Origin of the sequence: Natronomonas sp. EA1 (assembly GCF_051195035.1) — an archaeon.
Classification (GTDB): Archaea; Halobacteriota; Halobacteria; order Halobacteriales; family Haloarculaceae; genus JBNTJV01.
In genome coordinates this window covers 578,755-598,595 of sequence record NZ_JBNTJV010000003.1, presented here as the reverse complement: position 1 = coordinate 598,595, position 19,841 = coordinate 578,755, and the positions used below count along the sequence as shown (strand labels likewise).

At 67.5% G+C, this 19,841-nt stretch carries 19 protein-coding genes and 1 pseudogene; 12 read left to right on the top strand and 8 right to left on the bottom strand.

The genetic code is table 11. From position 1 onward, the window contains the following. The first annotated feature begins 263 nt into the window (after positions 1-263). Both ACQUQR_RS12785 and ACQUQR_RS12780 read left to right on the top strand, forming a co-directional pair. Positions 264-1,970, top strand: coding sequence for a nitrite/sulfite reductase (locus tag ACQUQR_RS12785; RefSeq protein WP_435196874.1), 1,707 nt, complete (start codon positions 264-266; stop codon positions 1,968-1,970). Beyond that, positions 1,960-3,588: a Coenzyme F420 hydrogenase/dehydrogenase, beta subunit C-terminal domain gene (locus ACQUQR_RS12780; protein WP_435196873.1), complete on the top strand. Its 1,629-nt coding sequence runs from the start codon at positions 1,960-1,962 to the stop codon at positions 3,586-3,588. Before ACQUQR_RS12785 ends, ACQUQR_RS12780 begins: the two co-directional genes overlap by 11 nt. Before the next feature lie 7 nt (positions 3,589-3,595). On the opposite strand, the gene ACQUQR_RS12775 is transcribed toward ACQUQR_RS12780, so the two are convergent. Beyond that, positions 3,596-3,979: a hypothetical protein gene (locus tag ACQUQR_RS12775; RefSeq protein WP_435196872.1), complete on the bottom strand. Its 384-nt coding sequence runs from the start codon at positions 3,977-3,979 to the stop codon at positions 3,596-3,598. Then, a complete protein-coding gene (locus tag ACQUQR_RS12770; RefSeq protein WP_435196871.1) occupies positions 3,945-4,526 on the bottom strand; it encodes a LysE family translocator in 582 nt (193 codons plus the stop codon). Before ACQUQR_RS12770 ends, ACQUQR_RS12775 begins: the two co-directional genes overlap by 35 nt. Positions 4,527-4,616: 90 nt before the next feature. On the opposite strand from ACQUQR_RS12770, the gene ACQUQR_RS12765 reads away from it, so the two are divergent. The 5 genes and pseudogenes from ACQUQR_RS12765 to ACQUQR_RS12745 form a co-directional block, all read left to right on the top strand. Beyond that, on the top strand, positions 4,617-6,008 hold the full coding sequence (locus ACQUQR_RS12765) for a signal recognition particle protein Srp54 (protein ID WP_435196870.1): 1,392 nt from the start codon (positions 4,617-4,619) through the stop codon (positions 6,006-6,008). A gap of 472 nt (positions 6,009-6,480) precedes the next feature. Continuing rightward, entirely contained in the window at positions 6,481-6,975 is a 495-nt protein-coding gene (locus ACQUQR_RS12760; RefSeq protein ID WP_435196982.1) for a type IV pilin, read from the top strand. A 107-nt stretch (positions 6,976-7,082) separates the two neighbouring features. Then, complete coding sequence (locus ACQUQR_RS12755) at positions 7,083-7,655, top strand: magnesium transporter (RefSeq protein ID WP_435196869.1); 573 nt, start codon at positions 7,083-7,085, stop codon at positions 7,653-7,655. Continuing rightward, positions 7,656-8,213, top strand: coding sequence for a magnesium transporter (locus ACQUQR_RS12750; protein WP_435196868.1), 558 nt, complete (start codon positions 7,656-7,658; stop codon positions 8,211-8,213). 45 nt (positions 8,214-8,258) lie between these two features. Further along, positions 8,259-8,483, top strand: a pseudogene (locus ACQUQR_RS12745) (CNNM domain-containing protein); the annotation flags it as partial. Here ACQUQR_RS12745 and ACQUQR_RS12740 read toward each other — a convergent pair. Beyond that, positions 8,453-8,758: a hypothetical protein gene (locus ACQUQR_RS12740; protein ID WP_435196867.1), complete on the bottom strand. Its 306-nt coding sequence runs from the start codon at positions 8,756-8,758 to the stop codon at positions 8,453-8,455. The pseudogene ACQUQR_RS12745 and the gene ACQUQR_RS12740 sit on opposite strands and share 31 nt — an antisense overlap. A gap of 162 nt (positions 8,759-8,920) precedes the next feature. Between ACQUQR_RS12740 and tuf the strand changes: the two genes are divergently transcribed. Continuing rightward, on the top strand, positions 8,921-10,210 hold the full coding sequence (gene tuf, locus ACQUQR_RS12735) for a translation elongation factor EF-1 subunit alpha (protein WP_435196866.1): 1,290 nt from the start codon (positions 8,921-8,923) through the stop codon (positions 10,208-10,210). A 16-nt stretch (positions 10,211-10,226) separates the two neighbouring features. On the opposite strand, the gene ACQUQR_RS12730 is transcribed toward tuf, so the two are convergent. From ACQUQR_RS12730 to ACQUQR_RS12720, 3 genes are all read right to left on the bottom strand, one after another. After that, complete coding sequence (locus ACQUQR_RS12730) at positions 10,227-10,427, bottom strand: DUF7501 family protein (protein WP_435196865.1); 201 nt, start codon at positions 10,425-10,427, stop codon at positions 10,227-10,229. Between the two features lie 41 nt (positions 10,428-10,468). Further along, entirely contained in the window at positions 10,469-11,107 is a 639-nt protein-coding gene (locus ACQUQR_RS12725) for a phosphoribosyltransferase (protein ID WP_435196864.1), read from the bottom strand. 349 nt (positions 11,108-11,456) lie between these two features. Further along, the gene (locus ACQUQR_RS12720; protein ID WP_435196863.1) at positions 11,457-11,768 is read right to left on the bottom strand and encodes a hypothetical protein; all 312 of its coding nucleotides are present in this window, start codon (positions 11,766-11,768) and stop codon (positions 11,457-11,459) included. 264 nt (positions 11,769-12,032) lie between these two features. On the opposite strand from ACQUQR_RS12720, the gene ACQUQR_RS12715 reads away from it, so the two are divergent. Continuing rightward, positions 12,033-13,172: an acyl-CoA dehydrogenase family protein gene (locus ACQUQR_RS12715; RefSeq protein WP_435196862.1), complete on the top strand. Its 1,140-nt coding sequence runs from the start codon at positions 12,033-12,035 to the stop codon at positions 13,170-13,172. 431 nt (positions 13,173-13,603) lie between these two features. Here the strand turns inward: ACQUQR_RS12715 and ACQUQR_RS12710 are convergent, their stop codons facing one another. Together ACQUQR_RS12710 and ACQUQR_RS12705 are read right to left on the bottom strand one after the other, a co-directional pair. Next, a complete protein-coding gene (locus ACQUQR_RS12710; protein ID WP_435196861.1) occupies positions 13,604-14,740 on the bottom strand; it encodes a thiolase family protein in 1,137 nt (378 codons plus the stop codon). Next, a complete protein-coding gene (locus ACQUQR_RS12705; protein ID WP_435196859.1) occupies positions 14,737-15,900 on the bottom strand; it encodes an acyl-CoA dehydrogenase family protein in 1,164 nt (387 codons plus the stop codon). Before ACQUQR_RS12705 ends, ACQUQR_RS12710 begins: the two co-directional genes overlap by 4 nt. 533 nt (positions 15,901-16,433) lie before the next feature. On the opposite strand from ACQUQR_RS12705, the gene ACQUQR_RS12700 reads away from it, so the two are divergent. The 3 genes from ACQUQR_RS12700 to ACQUQR_RS12690 all read left to right on the top strand — a co-directional run bounded on the left by ACQUQR_RS12700 (position 16,434) and on the right by ACQUQR_RS12690 (position 19,798). After that, positions 16,434-17,318: a 3-hydroxyacyl-CoA dehydrogenase family protein gene (locus tag ACQUQR_RS12700; protein ID WP_435196858.1), complete on the top strand. Its 885-nt coding sequence runs from the start codon at positions 16,434-16,436 to the stop codon at positions 17,316-17,318. 49 nt (positions 17,319-17,367) lie between these two features. Continuing rightward, a complete protein-coding gene (locus ACQUQR_RS12695; RefSeq protein ID WP_435196857.1) occupies positions 17,368-18,159 on the top strand; it encodes an IclR family transcriptional regulator in 792 nt (263 codons plus the stop codon). Positions 18,160-18,823: 664 nt separating this feature from the next. Continuing rightward, a complete protein-coding gene (locus tag ACQUQR_RS12690; RefSeq protein WP_435196856.1) occupies positions 18,824-19,798 on the top strand; it encodes a nucleoside recognition protein in 975 nt (324 codons plus the stop codon). The last annotated feature ends 43 nt before the right edge of the window (positions 19,799-19,841 follow it).

The window sequence follows — 19,841 nt, the reverse complement described above, 5'->3', positions numbered from 1 at the left end:
GGCGCGAAACCCCCGGCCCCCTCGGCGTTCGCGTGTGAACCGGTGTCAACGAATCCGGTGACACGCGCACGCGCCGTTCTCCGCTGTTCTGACGCCGTACTCCCCCGAGTTCACCCGATGTGGTGTGTTGGGTCTTGTCACGCGTGCCAGCAATCGGCACGGGTTCCCCGAACCTCCGTCAGTGCTCGCCGGGATACTGAGCTACAACCGTGTGGCCGGTCTGCTGAGTGATAATCGCTACCACTCCACAGGGGGCGAGTCCTATGAACACGGTCGAGCAACACAAACAGGAGAAACACCCGCTCGACGTCATCGACGACGTCCGGCGGTACGCGGCGGAGGGCGCATCGTTCGACGAGATCGAGGCCGCGGCTGGCGACGGCGAGTGGGAACGGCTGAAGTGGGCGGGCCTCTACGCCCACGGGCAACACGAGGGGTACTTTATGCTCCGGACGAAGGTGCCCGGCGGGGTCCTCACGCCCGAGCAGGCCGCGGTCATCGGCGAGGTGGCCGACGAGTTCGCCACCGCCCCGCCCGAGCACGGCGGCGCGACGCAGAACGCCGTCTGGGGCGACGCCTTCCTCGACATCACGACGCGGCAGGACGTCCAGATGCACTGGATCCGCATCGAGGACGTCCCGGAGATCTGGGACCGCTACGACGAGGTGGGGCTCACGACCGTGCAGGGCTGTGGTGACGGGGCCAGAAACGTCCTCGGCTGTCCGGCGGCGGGGCTCACAGACCACGAGTGTTTCGACGCCCAGCCGGTCGTGGAGGCCGTCTCCGACTTCTTCACCGGCAACCGCGAGTACGCGAACCTCCCGCGGAAGTTCAAGCTGACCATCACCGGCTGCCGCGAGGACTGCGCGCAGTCGCAGATCAACGACGTGGGGCTGGTGCCGGCGAAGAAGAAGTTCAAACAAGAGTGGTACTACGGCTTCCACGCCCGCGTCGGCGGCGGGCTCTCCGACGGCCCGCGGATGGCGTCTCCGCTGGACGTGTTCGTCCGCCCGGAGGACGCCGTGGAGTTCTGTCGTGCCGTCGCCCAGACGTTCAAGGAGCTCGGCGACCGCCACAACCGCGGCGTCTGCCGGATGCGCTATCTCGTCGAACAGCTCGGCCCCGACCGGTTCGAGGAGGCCGTCCGCGACCGGTGTACCGTCGACCTGCCCGGCCGGGGTGTCGACCTCACCGAGGGGTACACCGGCGACCACGTCGGCGTCCACGACCAGAAACAGGAGGGGCTCCGGTACGTCGGGTTCAACGTCATCGCGGGGCGGATGGGCGGGTCGGAGTTCGTGGAGGCCGCCCGCGCCGCGCGGGCGCACGGCACCGACGACGCCTCGATCCGGCTCGCGACGGACCAGAACTTCCTCCTCACGCACGTTCCCACAGACCGGGTCGACGACCTGCTCGCCGAGCCGTTCGCGGCGGACTACCAGCCCGACCCCGGCCCGTTCTCGCGCGGCGCGGTCGGCTGTACCGGCAGCGAGTTCTGCAACTACGGCATCATCGAGACGAAGGCCCGGGTCCGGCGGTGGGCGCGCGCCCTCGACGACCGCATCGAGACCCCCGACGACCTCGCGGTCGTGCGGATGCACATGTCCGGCTGTTCGGCCTCCTGTGCCCAGCCACAGATCGCGGACATCGGCTTCCGCGGCGAGACGGTCAAACTGGCAGACGCCGACGGGGCGACGAACGCCGAAGGAGATGATCTCGTCGAGGGGATGGACTTCGGCCTCGGCGGCTCGCTCGGCGCGGACAACGCCTTCCTCGACTGGGTGGAGACGGCCGTCCCCGCCGGTGCCGTCCTGCCGGCGCTCGAAGCCCTGTTCGCGGCCTACACCGACGAGCGCGAGGCGGGCGAGCGGTTCTACGAGTGGTGTCGGCGGGTGGAGAACGACCGCCTGCGCGACGTGATGCGCGGGGCCGACGCGAACGTCTCGGGGGGTGTCGCCCATGGGGACTGACGAGGGCGCCGACCGGGAGGAGGCCGCTGGCGGTTCGAGCGGGCGACGCCCGCGAGCGGACGGTGACACTGCGAACGGGGACCGATCGACGACCGCGCCGGCCGACGCCGCCCCGGAGCTCGTGGAGGGGGGCGAGCCCCCGTCGACAGCCGCCGATCCCGCGGCCGACGAGCCCGGGCCGTTTCCACACGTCCCCGACGTGGCGGACGACGGCTGTGGCTGTGGCGACGACTGCGCGTGCTCCGGTTCGGGCGTGCGTTCGGACGGCGGGACGACCCCCGCGAACGTCGACGGCGAGGGGAACCTGAAACCCGTCACGTTCACGCCCCCCGCGGAGGGGGTGAGCCAGAACGTCGACGACGGGAACCCGACCGAGCGCGTGAACGCCCCCGAGGGGGCGGCGCTCGACACCCCCTCGTACGCCATCCGGAGCCGGATGAACGACATCGAGACGCCCGACGAGAAGACGTGGTTCATGGAGCTCGACCACGCGGTGATCGACGCGGACCGGTGTATCCAGTGCGGGACGTGCGTGGCCGCCTGCCCCTCGGACTCCATCGGCATCGGCGACGACGGGCTGCCGGAGCTGGTGAAGATGTGTACCGGCTGCTCGCTCTGCTGGGACTTCTGTCCCCGCGGGGGGCTGCGCTACGAGCGCCAGTGGAAGATCACGGGCGGGGAGGAGAACGTGACGGGCGCGGGCGACCCAATCACGGAGTTCTCCGCGCGGGTCGAGGCGGACTGGCGCGAGGGGGCACAGGACGGTGGCGTCGTCACGAGCGTCCTCTCGCATCTGCTCGAGGCCGGCGAGATCGACGGCGCTGTCGTCGCCACCGAGTCGGACGAGGAGCCGTGGAAGGCGGAGGCGTTCCTCGCGACGACGACCGCGGAGCTGGTCGCGAACGCCGGAAGCTTCTACAATCAGACGATGGCGCTCGGGAGCCTCGGGCTCGACCGCTGGGCGCACAAGCTCCCCGACAAACCGCCCGAGGAGCTGTCGCTCGCGCTCGTCGGCACTCCCTGTGAGATCGAGGGGATCCGCGCGCTACAGGACTTCGACTGGGAGTACGGCAGCGAGGAGGCCGGCGTCCGGGCCATCGACTACACCATCGCGCTGATGTGCACGAAGAACTTCAACTACCAGCGGCTCATCGGCGAACAGCTGGCCGAGAAACGCGGCGTCGCGCCGGAGGAGATCGGGAAGCTCGACGTGCTCGACGGAAAGCTGATGGCGTACGACCACGACGGCGAGCTCATCGTCGAGGAGGACGTCGAGGCGTTCCACGACGCCGCGCTGAAGGGGTGTGACGAGTGTGCGGACTTCACCGGCTACTGTGCGGACCTCACGGTGGGGTCCGTCGGCTCCAGCGACGAGTACTCGTCGGTCATCGTCCGGACCGAGCAGGGGCTGCGGGCGTGGGAGCTGACAGAGCCGGACCTCGACTACCACGACCTCGAAGACAGGAGCGCCATCGGCGGGCTCCAGAGCTGGGACAAAAAGCGGGCGTTCGAGTCGATCGAACGGCCGTTCGACCCCGACGCCCCCCGGTTCATCGACTACACCGACCACGCCGACGCGTACGGGACGGTGCGGAACCCCCACGACGCCGACCACTGACCGTGTCCTATCGCGTCGCGACGACGCCGTAGTGGTACGGCTCCAACTCGACGGTCCGCTCGACCGTGAAGCCCGCCTCCTCGAGTGTCCCGACCGTCTCGTCGGCCGGGAGCCGCTGGTCGGTCGGTGGCCCGCGCGGGGCGGCGCGGACGGTCGTCTCGGCGCGCGGGAGCGGTTTCCAGTTGACGACGGCGAAGCGCCCGCCCTCGACGAGCGAGTCGCGGACCGCGCGGGCGAGGCCGACCCGGTCGTCGACGCCGTGGAGGGTGTTCGCCAGCAGGACCGCCTCCACGGGTTCGGGGAGCAACGCGGGGAGCTCGCGGGCGTCGTCCCGGCCGGAGGGCTGCGTCAGGCGCTCACACCCCGCCGAGCACGACGACTCCCAGCACACAGAGGACGCCCCCCGAGAGCAGTCTGAGCAGCCGCTGGACCCCCGGCCGTCTGACGAGGTCGCTCGCGGCTCCCGAGAGCAGCGCCAGCGGGCCGAGATACGCCATCGTCAGGACGGCGTACAGCACCCCGAGCGGGAGCAGCTCCAGCCCCTCGCCGAACCCGGGGAGGAAGGCGATGAAGAACAGCGCCACCTTCGGGTTGAGGACGTTCGTGAGAAACCCCTGTCTGAGCCCATCCTCCCCGTTCGATTCGAGGTCGATGCCGCCCGTGCCCCGGAGGGTGACGACGCCGAGATAGAGCAGATAGGCAGCCCCGAGGAGGGTGACCGCGCGGTAGGCGACGGGCGAGGCCTCGAAGACCACGGAGAGTCCGACGACGGCGGCGACGGTGTGGACGAGGACGCCCAGACTCACCCCCGCGGCGGCGCGGACGCCCGCGGCGCGCCCGCCCCCGAGCGACTGCGCGAGGACGAACGCCGTGTCCGGCCCCGGCGTGAGGATGAGCGCCACGGACGCGGTGACGTACGCGAGTGCCGGGAGGTCCATATTCCCCTCTCCCGGAGGGGGAAAAAGAGGCTGTCGACCCCGAGACGCGACGGAAAAGAGTTTACCGGCTCGGGGAAGTAGGTGCGGCAAATGGTACTCGACAACCTCGGGAGTTCCCTCCGCGAGAGCCTCGACAAGCTCAGCGGGAAGTCCCGGCTCAGCGAGGAGGACGTCGAGGACATCGTGAAGGAGATCCAGCGGTCGCTGCTGCAGGCGGACGTCGACGTCTCCCTCGTGATGGACCTCTCCTCTTCGATCCGTGAGCGCGCCCTCGAGGAGGAGCCGCCGGGCGGCACCTCCGCGCGCGACCACGTCCTCCGTATCGTCTACGAGGAGCTCGTCGACCTGGTCGGCGAGTCCACCGACCTGCCGCTCGAATCCCAGACCATCATGCTCGCCGGGCTGCAGGGCTCCGGGAAGACGACCTCCGCCGCCAAGATGGCGTGGTGGTTCTCGAAGAAGGGGCTCCGGCCCGCCGTCATCCAGACGGACACCTTCCGCCCCGGCGCGTACGACCAGGCGAAGCAGATGTGCGAACGCGCCGAGGTCCAGTTCTACGGGGACCCGGACAACGACGACCCCGTCGACATCGCCCGGAAGGGTCTCGAAGAGACCGCGGATGCGGACATCCACATCGTGGACACGGCCGGTCGCCACGCACTGGAAGAGGGCCTCATCGACGAACTCGAGGAGATCGAGTCCGTCGTGAACCCCGACCGGAACCTCCTCGTGCTCGACGCCGCCATCGGCCAGGGCGCGAAGGAGCAGGCCCAGCGCTTCCAGGAGGCCGTCGGCATCGACGGCGTCGTCATCACCAAGCTCGACGGGACGGCGAAAGGTGGCGGTGCCCTCGCCGCGGTCGACGAGACGAACTCCTCCATCGCCTTCCTCGGTACTGGAGAAGAGGTCGCCGACATCGAGCGGTTCGAGCCGTCGGGGTTCATCTCCCGGCTGCTCGGCATGGGCGACCTGAAACAACTCACCGAGCGCGTCGAGCGCGCGATGAGCGAGACCCAGGCCGAGGACGAGGACTGGGACCCCGAGGACATGATGAAAGGGGAGTTCACCCTCAAGGACATGCGCCGGCAGATGTCGGCGATGAACAAGATGGGGCCGCTCGACCAGGTGCTGGACATGATTCCGGGGCTCGGCGGCGGCCTCAAGGACCAGCTCCCCGAGGACGCGATGGACGTCACCAAAGACCGGATGCGGAGCTTCGAGGTGATCATGGACTCGATGACCGAAGAGGAACTGGAGAACCCCCGTATCATGGGGAAATCCCGCATCGAGCGCGTCTCCCGTGGCTCCGGCCAGCCGGAACAGCAGGTGCGCGACCTCTTAGAACAGCACAAGATGATGTCGCAGATGATGAAGCAGTTCCAGGGGATGGGCGACGGCGACATGAAACGCATGATGAAGAAGATGGGCGGCGGTGGCGGCGGTGGCGGCGGTGGCCTCGGCGGCATGGGACCGTTCGGGTGACCCTCGGGCTCGCGCCCCCGATTCCCCTCCGATAGCCTCGTCTCGCCCCTTCCCGCCCCGGGTGGCGGCTCTGTCTTTATCCCCGCCCGCATCGATTCCGACGGTGACCGGGTGTGTCCCACCTGCGTCCTGTTACCTGTCATCCGTTCGGTACTGGCCCCGTCGGGCCGGTCCCCTGTCCTGCATCGGCACGCGACCGGCCATCGTGCCGGTCGGTGTCACTCTCACCCTCCCGTGTAATGGGTCGTTACGCCCGAAACCGGCCGACGTGGGGGTCGTCCCTCGTCCGATGCCTCGTATGTCGTGTGGTTCCCGACCGCACGCTAAACGCAGCAGTATATAAGTACTCCGCCGTCCTCCTGAACATCTGACCAGATGTCCTCCCTGTCCCCTCCCGGGGGTGGGCGCTCCCGTTTCTTCCCGAAGCGCTGCGGTGGTGCCGTCTGGCAGCAATAGCAATCTCATGCATACAATGAATCTCAAACAGCTCCTCGCCGACGAGGAGGCCGTCTCACCCGTCATCGGCGTCATCCTCATGGTCGCCATCACCGTCATCCTCGCGGCCGTCATCGGGACGTTCGTCCTCGGTCTCGGGGACCAGGTCTCGCAGACCGCGCCGCAGGCGTCGTTTACGTTCGAGTTTAGTGACTCTGCTACGGCCGGGGCCGACGTATTGACGGTTACGCACGATGGTGGTGACAAAATCGGTGACTCTGCTCTGTCGGTGACTTCTGACACCGCCTTCTTCCAGGGCTCGGGAAACAGCACGGGCACGGCGACGACCACCGCTAGCCTCGCTTGGAGTAGTACTGCGACGCCGTGGGAACAATCGGACAACGAGATTACTGCGGGCGACTCGTTCGCCATTACCGCAGACACGCAACTTGACAGCGCAACCGTCCGCATCGTCTGGTCCGAGTCCGACTCCTCCGCGACGCTCGGTCGCTGGACCGGTCCCGACGCGTAATCCCGTCTGACACCACCGTTCCGTGGTGTATAGGTTTCTCGACGTTTTCCGTACTTCCTGACGTGGCACGTCGCCTTTTTATCCTCGCCCCGAGTGGAGTCGACCGAATGACCGTTCGCGAGGTGGCCGTCGACGCCTATCGAGAAGGTCTGCCGGCGCTCGCCGCGAGCGTCGTGGGCGGGCTCCTCGCGGGCGTCGTCCTCGGGGGGATGCGCGGGGAGCTCCGGGCCGTCCCGGGGCTGCTCGTCCTCATCCCCGCGCTGTTGGCCACGCGCGGGAACGTCTACGGGAGCCTCGGCGCGCGGATCGCCACGGGGCTCCACCAGGGGCTCGTCGAGCCCCGCGTCCGGGCCGGGGACGAACGCCTCCGGCAGGCCGTCGCGGCGGCCATCGCCAACGGCCTGCTCGCGAGCCTCTTCGCCGCGGTGGTGGCGTATCTCGTGCTCGTGTGGCTCGCGCGCTCGCCCGCGCCACTGCCCGTGCTCGCGGGCGTGGCGCTGCTGTCCGGCCTGCTCTCGGGCATCGCCCTTTCGACCGTCGTCGTCGTGCTCGTCTTCGCCGGCTACCGGCGGGGGCACAACCCCGACACGCTCGTGGGCCCCATCGTGACGACCGCGGGGGACGTGTTCGGGCTCACGTTCCTCCTCGTCGCGGTGCGGGTCGTCGTGGGGGTGGCCTGAGTGACGACGGAGTGGAGCGTGCGGGCCATCACGCGGGCGATGCTCCCCGTGCTGCTGGCGCTCACCCTCCTCGAAATCGGCTCGGGGCTCGTGCTGGGGAGCTTCGAGGCCACGCTGCTGCAGTACCCCTCGCTTCTGGTGCTCGTGCCGGTCACCATCGGGACAGCGGGGAATTTAGGAAGCATCCTCGCGGCGCGGCTCTCGACGGCGTTCCACCTCGGAATTCTCTCCTTCTCGCCGACGGACGACACGATGGGCGGGAACGCGCTCGCCACCGTGCTGCTCGCGGTGAGCGTCTTCCCGGTCATCGGCGCGGGCGCGTGGTCGGTGACGTGGGTCACGGGGGGTGCGGCGCTCGAACTCTCCACCGTGGTGGCGGTGGCGTTCGCCTCGGGTGCGGCGCTCGCGGTGCTCGCGGTCTGTGTCACCCTCACGGCGACCTACGCGGCCTACCGGTTCGGGCTGGACCCCGACGACGTGGTGATCCCCGTCGTCACGAACACCTGCGACGTGCTCGGAGTGCTCGTCCTGTTCGCCGTGGTGCAGGTCTTGGTGTAGTTCGGCCGCTGGTTTCTACTCGGTCACGCGAGAACGGTGTATCCGATGACCCCAACCGAGATCGCGCTCCGGCTCGTCGCCGGCGTGCTCCTCATCCTCGCGAACGGCTTCTTCGTCGCCATCGAGTTCGCGTTGACCCGTGCCCGGCAGTTCACGGAAGACGTGTTCGTCGACGGCGACAGCCGCCTCGAACGCGCGTGGGAGATGACCAACGAACTGGAGCTGTATCTCACGACGTGTCAGTTCGACACCACGGCGTCGAGCATCGCCCCGTAGAGTCGCGCCACGGCCGGCTTGGCGAGGAAGACGACGCAGGTCCCCTCGCGCATGTCGAGCCGGTCGAACAGCCCCTGTGGGACGGCCAGCGTCCGGTCGGGGAGGGAGGGGTCACCCCGCACGCGGAGGTAGCGCTGCTGGCACCACGCGACGCCCGCGTCGCCGACGGGGGCGAGCGCCTCCGGCCGGGCCACCGTCCACGCCCCACTGTAGGGGACCACGTCGAGGGTCCCGACGTAGTAGCCCGCGGAGAGGCTCTCGAACGCCATGCCACCGGTTCGCCGGTCAGACAGGTAAAGCCGCGGCCGCCGTGTGGGGAGAATCGGGTGCAGGCGCCCCGATTCGGGGCGTTTCGTCGCTACAGCGGGCGAGGCTTTTTGCTGTGAATCACCTACCTCCCGCAGTGGCACACGTCGCCACGGGTGAGCACCATGACCACGAAACTCCACCAGAACCTCGCCATCATCGGCCACGTCGATCACGGGAAGAGCACACTCGTCGGACGGCTCCTCTTCGAGACGGGGAGCGTCCCGGAGCACGTCATCGAGCAGTTCCGCGCGGAGGCCGAGTCCCGCGGGAAGGGCGGCTTCGAGTTCGCCTACGTGATGGACAACCTCGGCGAGGAGCGCGACCGCGGGCTGACCATCGACATCGCTCACCAGCGGTTCGAGACGGACAGCTACGACTTCACCATCGTCGACACGCCGGGCCACCGTGACTTCGTGAAGAACATGATCACCGGGGCGTCGCAGGCGGACAACGCCGTCCTCGTCGTCGCTGCGGACGACGGGGTCGCCCCGCAGACCCGCGAGCACGTCTTCCTCGCGCGCACGCTCGGCATCGGCGAGCTCATCGTCGTCGTCAACAAGATGGACCTCGTCGACTACGACCAGTCGCGCTACGAGGCGGTGAAAGGGGAGGTCCAGACCCTCCTGAAACAGGTCGGATTCAGGAGCGACGACGCGACGTTCATCCCCCTCTCGGCGTTCGAGGGGGAGAACGTCTCCACCCACTCCGAGGAGATGCCGTGGTACGACGGGCCGGACCTCCTGGAGGCCATCGACGCGCTCCCGGCGCCCAAACCATCCACCGACGCCCCGCTCCGCATCCCGATCCAGGACGTCTACTCCATCTCCGGAATCGGGACGGTCCCCGTCGGGCGCGTCGAGACCGGCACCCTCGAACCCGGAATGACGGTCAGCTTCATGCCCTCCGGCTCCACGGGCGAGGTGAAGAGCATCGAGATGCACCACGAGGAGGTCCGGAAAGCGGGTCCCGGCGACAACGTCGGGTTCAACGTCCGCGGTATCAGCGTGAACGACGTCCGCCGCGGTGACGTCTGCGGGCCCGCGGACGACCCGCCGACGGTCGCGGAGACGTTCCAGGGCCAGATCGTCGTCCTCCAGCACCCCTCCGTCATCACGCCGGGGTACACCCCCGTCGTCCACGCGCACACCGCGCAGGTGGCCTGCACCATCGAGTCGCTCGATAGGAAACTCGACCCCACGACCGGGGCGGTGCTCGAGGAGAACCCGGAGTACATCGAGCCCGGTGACGCCGCAGTCGTCACGTTCCGGCCGCAGAAACCGCTCTGCGTGGAGCCCTCCGAGGAGCTCCCCGAGCTCGGCTCCTTCGCGGTGCGGGATTCGGGGCAGACCATCGCTGCGGGGAAGGTGCTCGCGGTGACGGAACGGACGGAGAAGCAGACGGCGGCGGCCTGAGTTCGGCCACCGGGAGTTAGCCGCTCCACTCCCCTTCGATATCCTCGCGGACGCCCTCGCGCCAGCGCTCGAACGCCCGGGCACACCTGTTCTCGCTTTCGATGTGGTCGATGAACCCGGCTCCGCCGTCGGCTGTCGGGTCACCGCAGAACGGGCACCGCTCCGGGTCGTCCCACACGCGCGCCCATCGCGGCCGTCGCTGGAGTACCTGTGGCATACCTACACAGAGGCGCTCGTCGCCGATAAGCCGCGCGCGGCTCAGAGCTCGGCGACGGCACCGGTCAACAGCTCGCGGGCGCGGGCGTCGTCAACCTGGTCGAAGCGCCGGAAGAACTGGCCGACGGACATGAAATGCGGGGGGGCCTCCACGACGAGCACGCCGTCGGCCACGGCCTCCAGCCGCGCCACGGCGTTCGGGGAGGCGACGGGGACGCCGACGTACACCGCCCGTGCCCCGGCCTCGCGGACGGCCTGCACCGCGGCGAACATCGTCGCGCCCGTCGCCAGCCCGTCGTCGACGATGAACGCGGTCCTATCGGTGAGGTCGACCCCCTCGCCGACGGCGCGGTACGCCTCCAGCCGCTCGCGGGCGGCCTCGCGCTGGCGGGCCAGCTCGGCGTCGACGTAGGTGTCGTCGACCCCCAGCGAGTCGATCATCGCGTCGTTGAGCCAGACGCCGCCGTCGCCGGTGACGGCGCCGATGGCGAGTTCGGGGTTGTCGGGCGCACCCAGCTTCCGCACGACGACCACGTCGAGCGGGAGCCCCAGGGCGTCGGCGACGACGCGGCCGACCTCGACGCCCCCGCGCGGGATGGCGAGCACGACGTCCGGCTCCATGTCGTGGCAGCGGACGAGGTCGACGAGCTGGGTCGCCCCGTCCACGCGGTCTCGGAACATAGAGGGGAGTAGGGCGTCCGAAGGCTTGAGGCTTGTTTGCGATGCACGTGGGCTGTGGACTGGGCCGTAGAACTATACTGTATCAGTTACTTCGGGTGTCGTTTCTGAGAGTTGTCTTGAACGCCCACAGCGGACACCCCACCGTTTCGAGTGCAGATACGGCGGATAGCTCTCGTTTCGTCGGTGGTTCGGATTCCGTCGGGGATCTGCCCTCTCGACTGGCCTCTTCCGGCCGAATCCGATTCCCAACCCGGCTACTGCCGGTATACGGGCGAATATCGCGTGTGTGGTCTCCGCGGTCGCGGTTCGAAGCTATCGGAAAAAAGAGTATTCTCGAAGAATAGAAAGGTCAGTCGTTCGAGGTCGGTTCCGCGCTCGCGGGGACGCCGCGCTGCTGGGCCACGACGAGGGCGGCGACCCCGGCCGCGACGGCCAGGAGCTGGGCGCCGGTGGTGGTCATCGACCCGACGAAGGGGGTGAACGCCGGGACGTACAGCGCCACGAGCGAGCAGGACAGATAGCCGAACCGGACGGGCATGGAGAGCTCCTTCTGGCCGTCGTAGCCGATGATGGCGACGGCGAGTGCCGCACCGGCCCCGAGGCCGGCAGTCGTCTTCAGGAAGGATCGGCGCCCTACGCCACGCTGTGAGTTACCACGCATGGAATACCCTTTCGAGTATTGATCGTTTGTGCTCGAAATTTCCCCGCCACGCTTATGTGAGTAATTAATAGAACGTCCAGTTTCCCCCGGTCTCGGTGGGGAACCATCCGATTCACCCGGACCCCTGGTCCCGGCGCGATACCGGCGATACGCTCCGGGAACTCCGGGCTCGGGGCTGAACGCTGTATTGAATTATTAGAAAACGGGTTTACAATGGTTCCCGGGACCGGTAGAACCTTAACAACGTGAGCCACAGTAGCGTACATGGCATTCAGCCTCTCTGCCGAACAGCGTGCTATCCGCGAGGCCGTGCGTGACTTCGGTGAAAACGAGATGCGACCCGTCGCCCGCGAGCACGACGAGGAGGGGAAGTACCCCCTCTCGATTCGGAAGAAGGCGGCCGAACTCGACTTCGTCGCCCCCCACATCCCCATCGAGTACGGTGGGGCCGGGATGGACCTCCTCGAACGAGTCATCGTCACCGAGGAGCTCTGGCGCGCGGACCCCGGTATCGGCTCCGCGGTGGGGTCGGCCGGCTTCGGCTCCCAGATGCTCATCGAGTACGGTGACGAGTGGATGAAAGAGGAGTGGCTCCCCAAGATCGCGAACGGGGAGATCGCCTCCTGTTCCTGTATCTCCGAGCCCGCACACGGCTCGAACGTCGCCGGCATCGAGACCACCGCCGAGAAAGATGGTAACGAATGGGTCCTCAACGGCAACAAGATGTGGATCACGAACGGCACCATCGCCGAGGTCGCCGTCGTCATGGCCAAGACCTCCCCCGACGAGGGCCACCGGGGCATCACGGCCTTCCTCGTCCCCACGGACCAGGACGGCTGGAAGCCCGAGAAGATCTCGAACAAGCTCGGTATCCGCGCCTCGGACCTCGCGGAGATCGTCATCGACGACGTCCGCATCCCCGAGGAGAACGTCATCGGCGAGGTCGACAAGGGCTTTTACCAGCTCATGGACTTCTTCGCCTCCGGCCGCACCGGCGTCGCCTCCCAGGCCGTCGGCGCCGCCCAGGGCGCGCTCGACTGCGCGCTCGACTACGCCAGCGAGCGCGAGCAGTTCGACCAGAAGATCAGCGAGTTCCAGGGCATCCAGCACAAGCTCGCCGACATGGCCACGCAGGTCGAGGCCGCCCGCTCGCTCACCTACCGCGCCGCCTCGAAGGTCCAGCAGGGCAAGGACGACGAGGCCGTCCGCCTCGCCTCCATGGCGAAGCTCTTCGCCTCCGAGAACGCCGTCGACGTGGCCGACGAGTCCATCCAGGTCCACGGTGGTGCCGGCTACGTGTCGGACCACCCCGCCGAGCGCTTCTACCGCGACGCCCGCATCACGAAGATCTACGAGGGCACCTCGGAGATCCAGAAGAACATCATCGCCGACCGGCTGTTCTGAGTTTCTCGTAATTCGGTTCTCCCTCGATTCTTTCTCCCCCCTTCGTTTCTCGTCGAGACTGCTTGCTCTGACCGCACCGCAGTGACAGCAGTGAACAACACCTCGAAAGCCCCTGCTTGTTATCGAGCGACTGCGACCGCTGTGAACGGATAGAAAGCCCCCGAGCGCTCGCGGTCGCTGCGCGGGATATCCGCGCACGCGATAGGGCCCGCGCAGGCGACTCCCCTCCGGCGCGAGCCCCCGGCCCCTTTCAGTCCCACCCTGCCGGCTGTTGGGCAGTCGTCCCTTGGTGGCTGTTGGGCAGTCGTCCCTTGGTGGCTGTTGGGCAGTCGTCCCTTGGTGGATGTTCGACGGTCGTCTCTCGGCGGCTGTTCCACAGTCGCGGCTCTCGGAAAGCAGGTGTGTGCGAAAACGAAGGAACGCGGGCGAACTCAGGGAAGGAAGAACTCGATGGCTCCGCCCTGGCCGTAGCCGACGCACTGGGTGGAGAGGCCGGCCTCAGCGCCGCGCTTGTTCATCTCGTGGATGAGGGTCACGGGGAGGCGCGCGCCGGAGCAGCCGAGCGGGTGGCCGATGGCGATGGCGCCGCCGTTGACGTTCATGACCTCCTCGTCGATGCCGAGTTCGCGCTGGCAGTAGAGCGTCTGGCTCGCAAAGGCCTCGTTCAGCTCGACGAGGTCGTAGTCGTCGATGCTTCGGCCCGTGCGCTGGAGCAGCCCCTCCACGGCCGGGATGGGACCGATGCCCATGACGTGCGGGTCGACGCCCGCGACGTTGTTGCTCCCGATTTCCGCGAGGATTGGAAGGGAATTGTCCTCCGCGAACGCGCGGGAGGTGATGAGCAGGCCCGCCGCGCCATCGGAGAGCTGGGAGGCGTTGCCGGCGTGGACGGTGCCACCCTCCGTGAACGCGGGCGGGAGGTTCGCCAGCTTCTCCGCGGTGGTGCCGGGGCGGAGCCCCTCGTCGGTGGTGACGACCTCCTCGCCCGTGTCGATGGGGACGATCTCGTCGTCGAAGCGGCCCTCTTCGGTCGCCGCAACCGCGCGCTGCTGGGAGCGCGCGCCGTACGCGTCCTGGGCCTCGCGGGAGACGTCGTGGCGCTCCGCGACCGCCTCCGCGGTCATCCCCATCTGGAGGTCCTCCACGTCGTATCGCTCGGTCATGCCGGGGATGTCGAAGGTGGTGGTGTCGCGCTCGACGCGACTCATGCTCTCGACGCCGCCGGCGATGACGACATCGCGGTTCCCGGCCTCGATGGCGGCCGCGGCGGACATGATGGACTGCGCCGAGGAGGCACACAGCCGGTCGATGGTCGTGCCGGGGACGGTCTCGCCGAGCTCGGAGAGCAGGGCGATGATCCGCGCGAGGTTGTTCCCCTGCTCGCCGACCTGCTTCGCACAGCCCCACATGAGGTCGTCGACGACGGGGCCCTCGATGCCCGCACGAGAGAGCAGCTCGTTCACGACGGGAATCGAGAGCTCCTCGGGTCGCGTGTCGGCGAAGACGCCGCCCGCCTTCCCCTGCGGGGTGCGCGCGGCGGCCACGACGACGGGGGTCCGGTCCGTCATTCGAACGCGGCGATGCCGGTGAGGTCCTGCCCGAGGACGAGCGTGTGGATGTCGTGGGTCCCCTCGTACGTGTAGACGGTCTCGAGGTTCGCCATGTGACGCATCGGGGAGTAGTCCGCGACGATGCCGTTCCCGCCGAGCATCTCACGGGCGATGCGCGACTGGTCGCGCGCCATCCGGACGTTGTTGCGCTTCGCCATCGAGACGTGCTGCGGGGTCATCTCGCCGCGCTCCTTGAGGTCCGCGAGCCGGTGGGCCAAGAGCTGGGCGAGCGTGATCTGGGTCGCCATCTCCGCGAGCTTCTGCTGCTGCAGCTGGAAGCGCGCGATGGGGCCGCCGAACTGCTCGCGGTCCGTGGCGTACTCCCGGGCCGTCTCGAAGCAGTCGCGGGCCGCGCCGATGGCACCCCAGGCGATGCCGTAGCGGGCCTGCGTCAGACAGGAGAGCGGACCCTTCATGCCGCGCACGCCGGGGAGGACGTTCTCCTCGGGGATGCGGGCGTTGTTGAGCGAGATCTCGCCCGTGATGGACGCGCGCAGCGAGAGCTTCTCGTCGATCTTGTTCGTCGTCACGCCGTCCGTCTCGGTGGGGACGACGAACCCGCGCACGGGGGTCTCGTCGTCCGAGCGGTCACGGCCCCAGACGATGGCCACGTCCGCGATGGGGGAATTCGTGATCCACGTCTTGTTCCCGTTGAGGACGTACTCGTCGCCGTCCTTCTCGGCGTACGTCTCCATCGAGGAGGGGTCCGACCCGTGGTTCGGCTCGGTGAGGCCGAAACAGCCGACGGCCTCGCCCATCCCGAGGTCCGGGAGCCACTTCTCCTTCTGCTCCTCGCTGCCGAAGGCGTGGAGCGGGTACATCACGAGCGCGCCCTGGACGGACGCCATCGAGCGCAGGCCGGAGTCGCCGGCTTCGAGCTCCTGCATCAGGAGGCCGTACGCCTTCTCCGAGACGCCGGGGAGGCCGTACCCCTCCAGGTTCGGGGCGTAGAAGCCCAGCTCGCCCAGCTTCGTGATGATGTCTTTCGGGAACGTCCCGTCGATCCAGTGCTGGCCGATATCCGGTTTGATCTCCTTCTCGACGAACTCCCGCGCCGTGTCGCGGACCATCCGCTCCTCCTCGGAGAGGTCTCCCTCGAGACCCACATAATCGAGCATATACATTCGATTCGACTATCCACCCATCAATCATTCGGTCGCCCCGATTTGGTGACTCTGCGTGTTCGTACCCGTTTCGCACGCCTCTTTTTGCTTCTGTGTCGGTGTTGACGCACCTGAAGTCATCTGAACTGTCTGTGCGTGCTTCGAAGTGACCGGGTCCGCCACGAACAGATAGAAAGCCCCCGAGCGCTCGCGGTCGCTGCGCGAGATATCCGCGCACGCGATAGGGCTCGCGCAGGCGACTCCCCTTTCGGCGCGAGCGCACGGCCCCTTTCAGTCCCACCCGAGGTCGGCTGTTCGGCAGGCCACCGCAGGTCGGCTGGTCGGCTAGCTACTGCGGGGTGGGACTTTCTACCCGTTGTTGGCGGATCCGTTTTCTGCGGTTGAACAGCACGTCGGGGCTTTCGAAGTCGTCTCGAATGCTGTTACTGCGGTCTAATAGCAACCGAGTGCGTTCCAGTACCATCCAGAAAACGAGTCTCGAAACGAGCAAGAGAGCGTTTATCACGGACAGGCGCGACGGCCCCCACATGAAGGTCGCAGTCCTTGGAGCAGGCAGTATGGGCCACGGAATCGCACAGGTGTCGGCGATGGCCGGCCACGAGGTCGTCCTCCGCGACATCGAACGGGAGTTCGTCGAGAAGGGTCTCGAGGGGATCGAGTCGAACCTCCAGGGTGGCGTCGACCGCGGGAAGGTCACCGAGGAGGAGCGCGACGCGACGCTCGTGCGCGTCACGGGGACGACGGACCTCGCCGAGGCCGTCGCGGATGCAGCGCTCGTCGTCGAGGCCGTCCCCGAGGATATGGACCTCAAGAAGTCGGTGTTCGAGGAGGTGGAGGAACACGCCCCCACCGATGCGCTCATCGCCTCGAACACCTCCTCGATGTCCGTCACGGAGATGGGAAGCGTGCTCGAGCACCCCGAGCGCGTCGTCGGGCTGCACTTCTTCAATCCGCCGCACATCATGGACCTCGTCGAGGTGGTCATCGCGGAGCAGACTTCGGAGGAGACCGAGGCGCGCGCGGTCGAGTACGTCCACTCCATCGACAAGGAGGACGTGGTGGTGCGCGACACCGCGGGATTCGCCACCTCGCGGCTGGGGCTCGCGGCGGGGCTCGAGGCCATCCGGATGGTCGAGGAGGGGGTCGCCTCGCCCGCGGACATCGACGCCGGGATGGAACTCGGCTACGGCCACCCGATGGGCCCCATCGAACTCGGCGACCACGTGGGGCTCGACGTGCGACTCCACATCGCGGAGCACCTCCGTGAGGAGCTGGGCGAGCGGTTCAAGCCGCCACAGCTCCTCCGGCGGAAGGTCCGCGCGGGCAACCTGGGCAAGAAGTCCGGTGAGGGCTTTTACCTCTGGGAGGACGGCGAGCGCGTCGGCATGAGCGGCGACTGGGGCGACGAGTAGCCGTTTCTCCAGAGCGAACACTTTTTGTCGCCGAGTCACAAGCGCGTCTATGACCGACGCGGAGTTCCCGGCTGCCCTGCCCGCCCCGGACGCCACGGGCATCCAGAGCCTCGAACGCACTCTCGCCATCGTCACCGAAATCCAGGCGCGGGACGGTGCGCGAATCACGGACCTCGCGAGCGCGACCGGGCTCTCGAAGAGCACGGTCCACAAACACCTCGCCACGCTCCACCGGGAGGACCTCGTCGTCAAACGCGACGAATCCTACGAACTCGGGCTCCGTTTCCTCGACCTCGGAGCCCACGTCCGCGGGCGCATCGAGGGGGCGCATCTCATCCGCGAGAAGCTCCGCGAGCTCGCCGTCGAGACCGACGAGACCGCGCAGTTCGCCGTCGAGGAACACGGACGCGGCGTCGTCTGCTTCCGCGAGACGGGTCGTCGGGGAGTGTTCACGAAGGGCCGCGTGGGCAAGCGCTTCTTCGTCCACCAGACGGCCGCGGGGAAGGCGATGCTCTCCAAGCTCCCGGAGCCGTACGTCCGCGCCGTCATCGACCGGAACGGCCTCCCCGCCGCGACGGACGCCACCATCACCGACGAGGCCGAGCTGTTCGAGGAACTCGAGGCCATCCGCGAGCGCGGCTTCTCCTACAACCACGGCGAGTCGACGAAGGGGCTCCGCGCCGTCGCCGTCCCCATCACCGCCCCCGACGAGCGCGTCCTCGGTGCGTTCGCGGTCGCCGGCCCCTCTCACCGGCTCGAGGGTGACCGGTTCACCACCGAGATCCCCAACCTCATCAAGAGCGTCGTGAACGAACTCGAGTTGAACCTCGCCCACGCGTAGTTCGCCCACAGGAAATTTACTTTCCTGTGTGGCTATCCGGGGCTCCGGGCCGTTTCTTTCCCGCTTCACCGTCTCTACGTCTGCCCTGGTTCACCTTCCTCGCCGTTCGATTCCGTTTCCTGTTCTCTCTGAGCGAACTCCCTGACGGTACCGCCAGCAGGCGACGAACGTTACAACAGTAGTTGTGTAATGGTATCGTGTAATCGTTCCGGTCAGACCCCTCGTCCGGCGCTCGGGCTGTCACACGTGACCCGTCTGAGCGTCTCGCGCTCCCGCGATGGGGTGGCCGCTGTCCGGGCGTCGGTGCTGAGCCACCGGTTTAACACTTCAGAAAAAATACCGTTATAGAAACTATTCAGATAGTAAATACTATCTCGGCTCGTCGGATACTGGGCTCTTAGCCATCTTTGAAGCGTCTCTACTGCCATCAGAACAACTATTGTGCGTATCTTCTTCTGGGACCTGCCTCTCTCTGTGAGTACGATGATACGCATTTTCCAGGGCGCTTAACGCCTCTAATGGCCATAATTGTGTTCTCTACGCTGTTCGTTCTTCTCCAGTAGTATATACTATCATACTATTACAAATTTTTTAGATATTTTCGGTGAGCCATCCACTCGGGGAGAGACACGGCTTAGGTGCTCGAACCCCAATCCGGAAGCGAATGGAAGCGGACCTCGTCTCGGTACTGCTCGGCATCCTGCCGCGGGTGGCGAAGATCGCGTTCTTCATCGCGGTCGGGGTGACGCTGGCGAACGCCCTCGTCGCGTTCGGCCTCGTCCAGTACATCGCGGGGCTCTCGCGGTATCTGACGCGGCCGGCGAACCTCCCGGAGGAGGTGGGGACGGCCATCCTCACCACGACGGCCTCGACGACGGCGGGGTACGGGATGCTCGCGGAGTTCCGTGAGTCGGGGATGCTCGACGACAGAGCGACACTCGTCGCGGTCACCATCAACACGTTCTTCGGGTTCGCCCAGCACATCTTCACGTTCTACGCACCCGTGCTCATCCCGATTCTCGGGCTCGAGGTGGGACTCATGTACGTCGGCGCGCGGGCGCTCATCGCGCTGGCCATCACCGTGGTCGGCATCCTCGCCGGCGCGCTGCTGCTCTCGGAGGCGAACGTCTCGCCCGAGCGGGCTCCCTCGCTCGAGGCCGACGGCGGGGCGGGCGACGAGCGCACGCGGGGGGAGAAGCTCCGCGAGGCGCTCGACTCCGGGCTCGCGAAGACGAAGGAGATCCTCCCGCGGCTCCTCGTCATCTACACCGCCATCACCCTGCTCACGACGTACTACGACCTCTCCTCTATCACCGCGGCCGCGGACCCCCTCGCCGAGCTGGTGGGGCTCCCCGTCGCCGCGGTGCCCGTCATCGCCGTCTACGCGCTCGACACGACGAACGGGGCGCTCGTCATCGCGCCGCTCATCGGGGAGACGTTCACCCCCAGACAGGCCGTCGCGACGATGCTCGTCGGGGGGATCGTCTCATTCACCGTCTCGACGTTCAAACGCTCCATCCCGTTCCAGTACGGCATCTGGGGCGCGGAGTTCGGCTCGAAGGTGGTCGCCGTGAACACGGGACTGAAGGTCGTCTTCATCGCGCTCGCGGTGGTGCTGCTGCTCTACGGCCCACTGTGAACGCCCACTGGGTGTCCGGCGTGTCTCACGGTATCACGCCCGG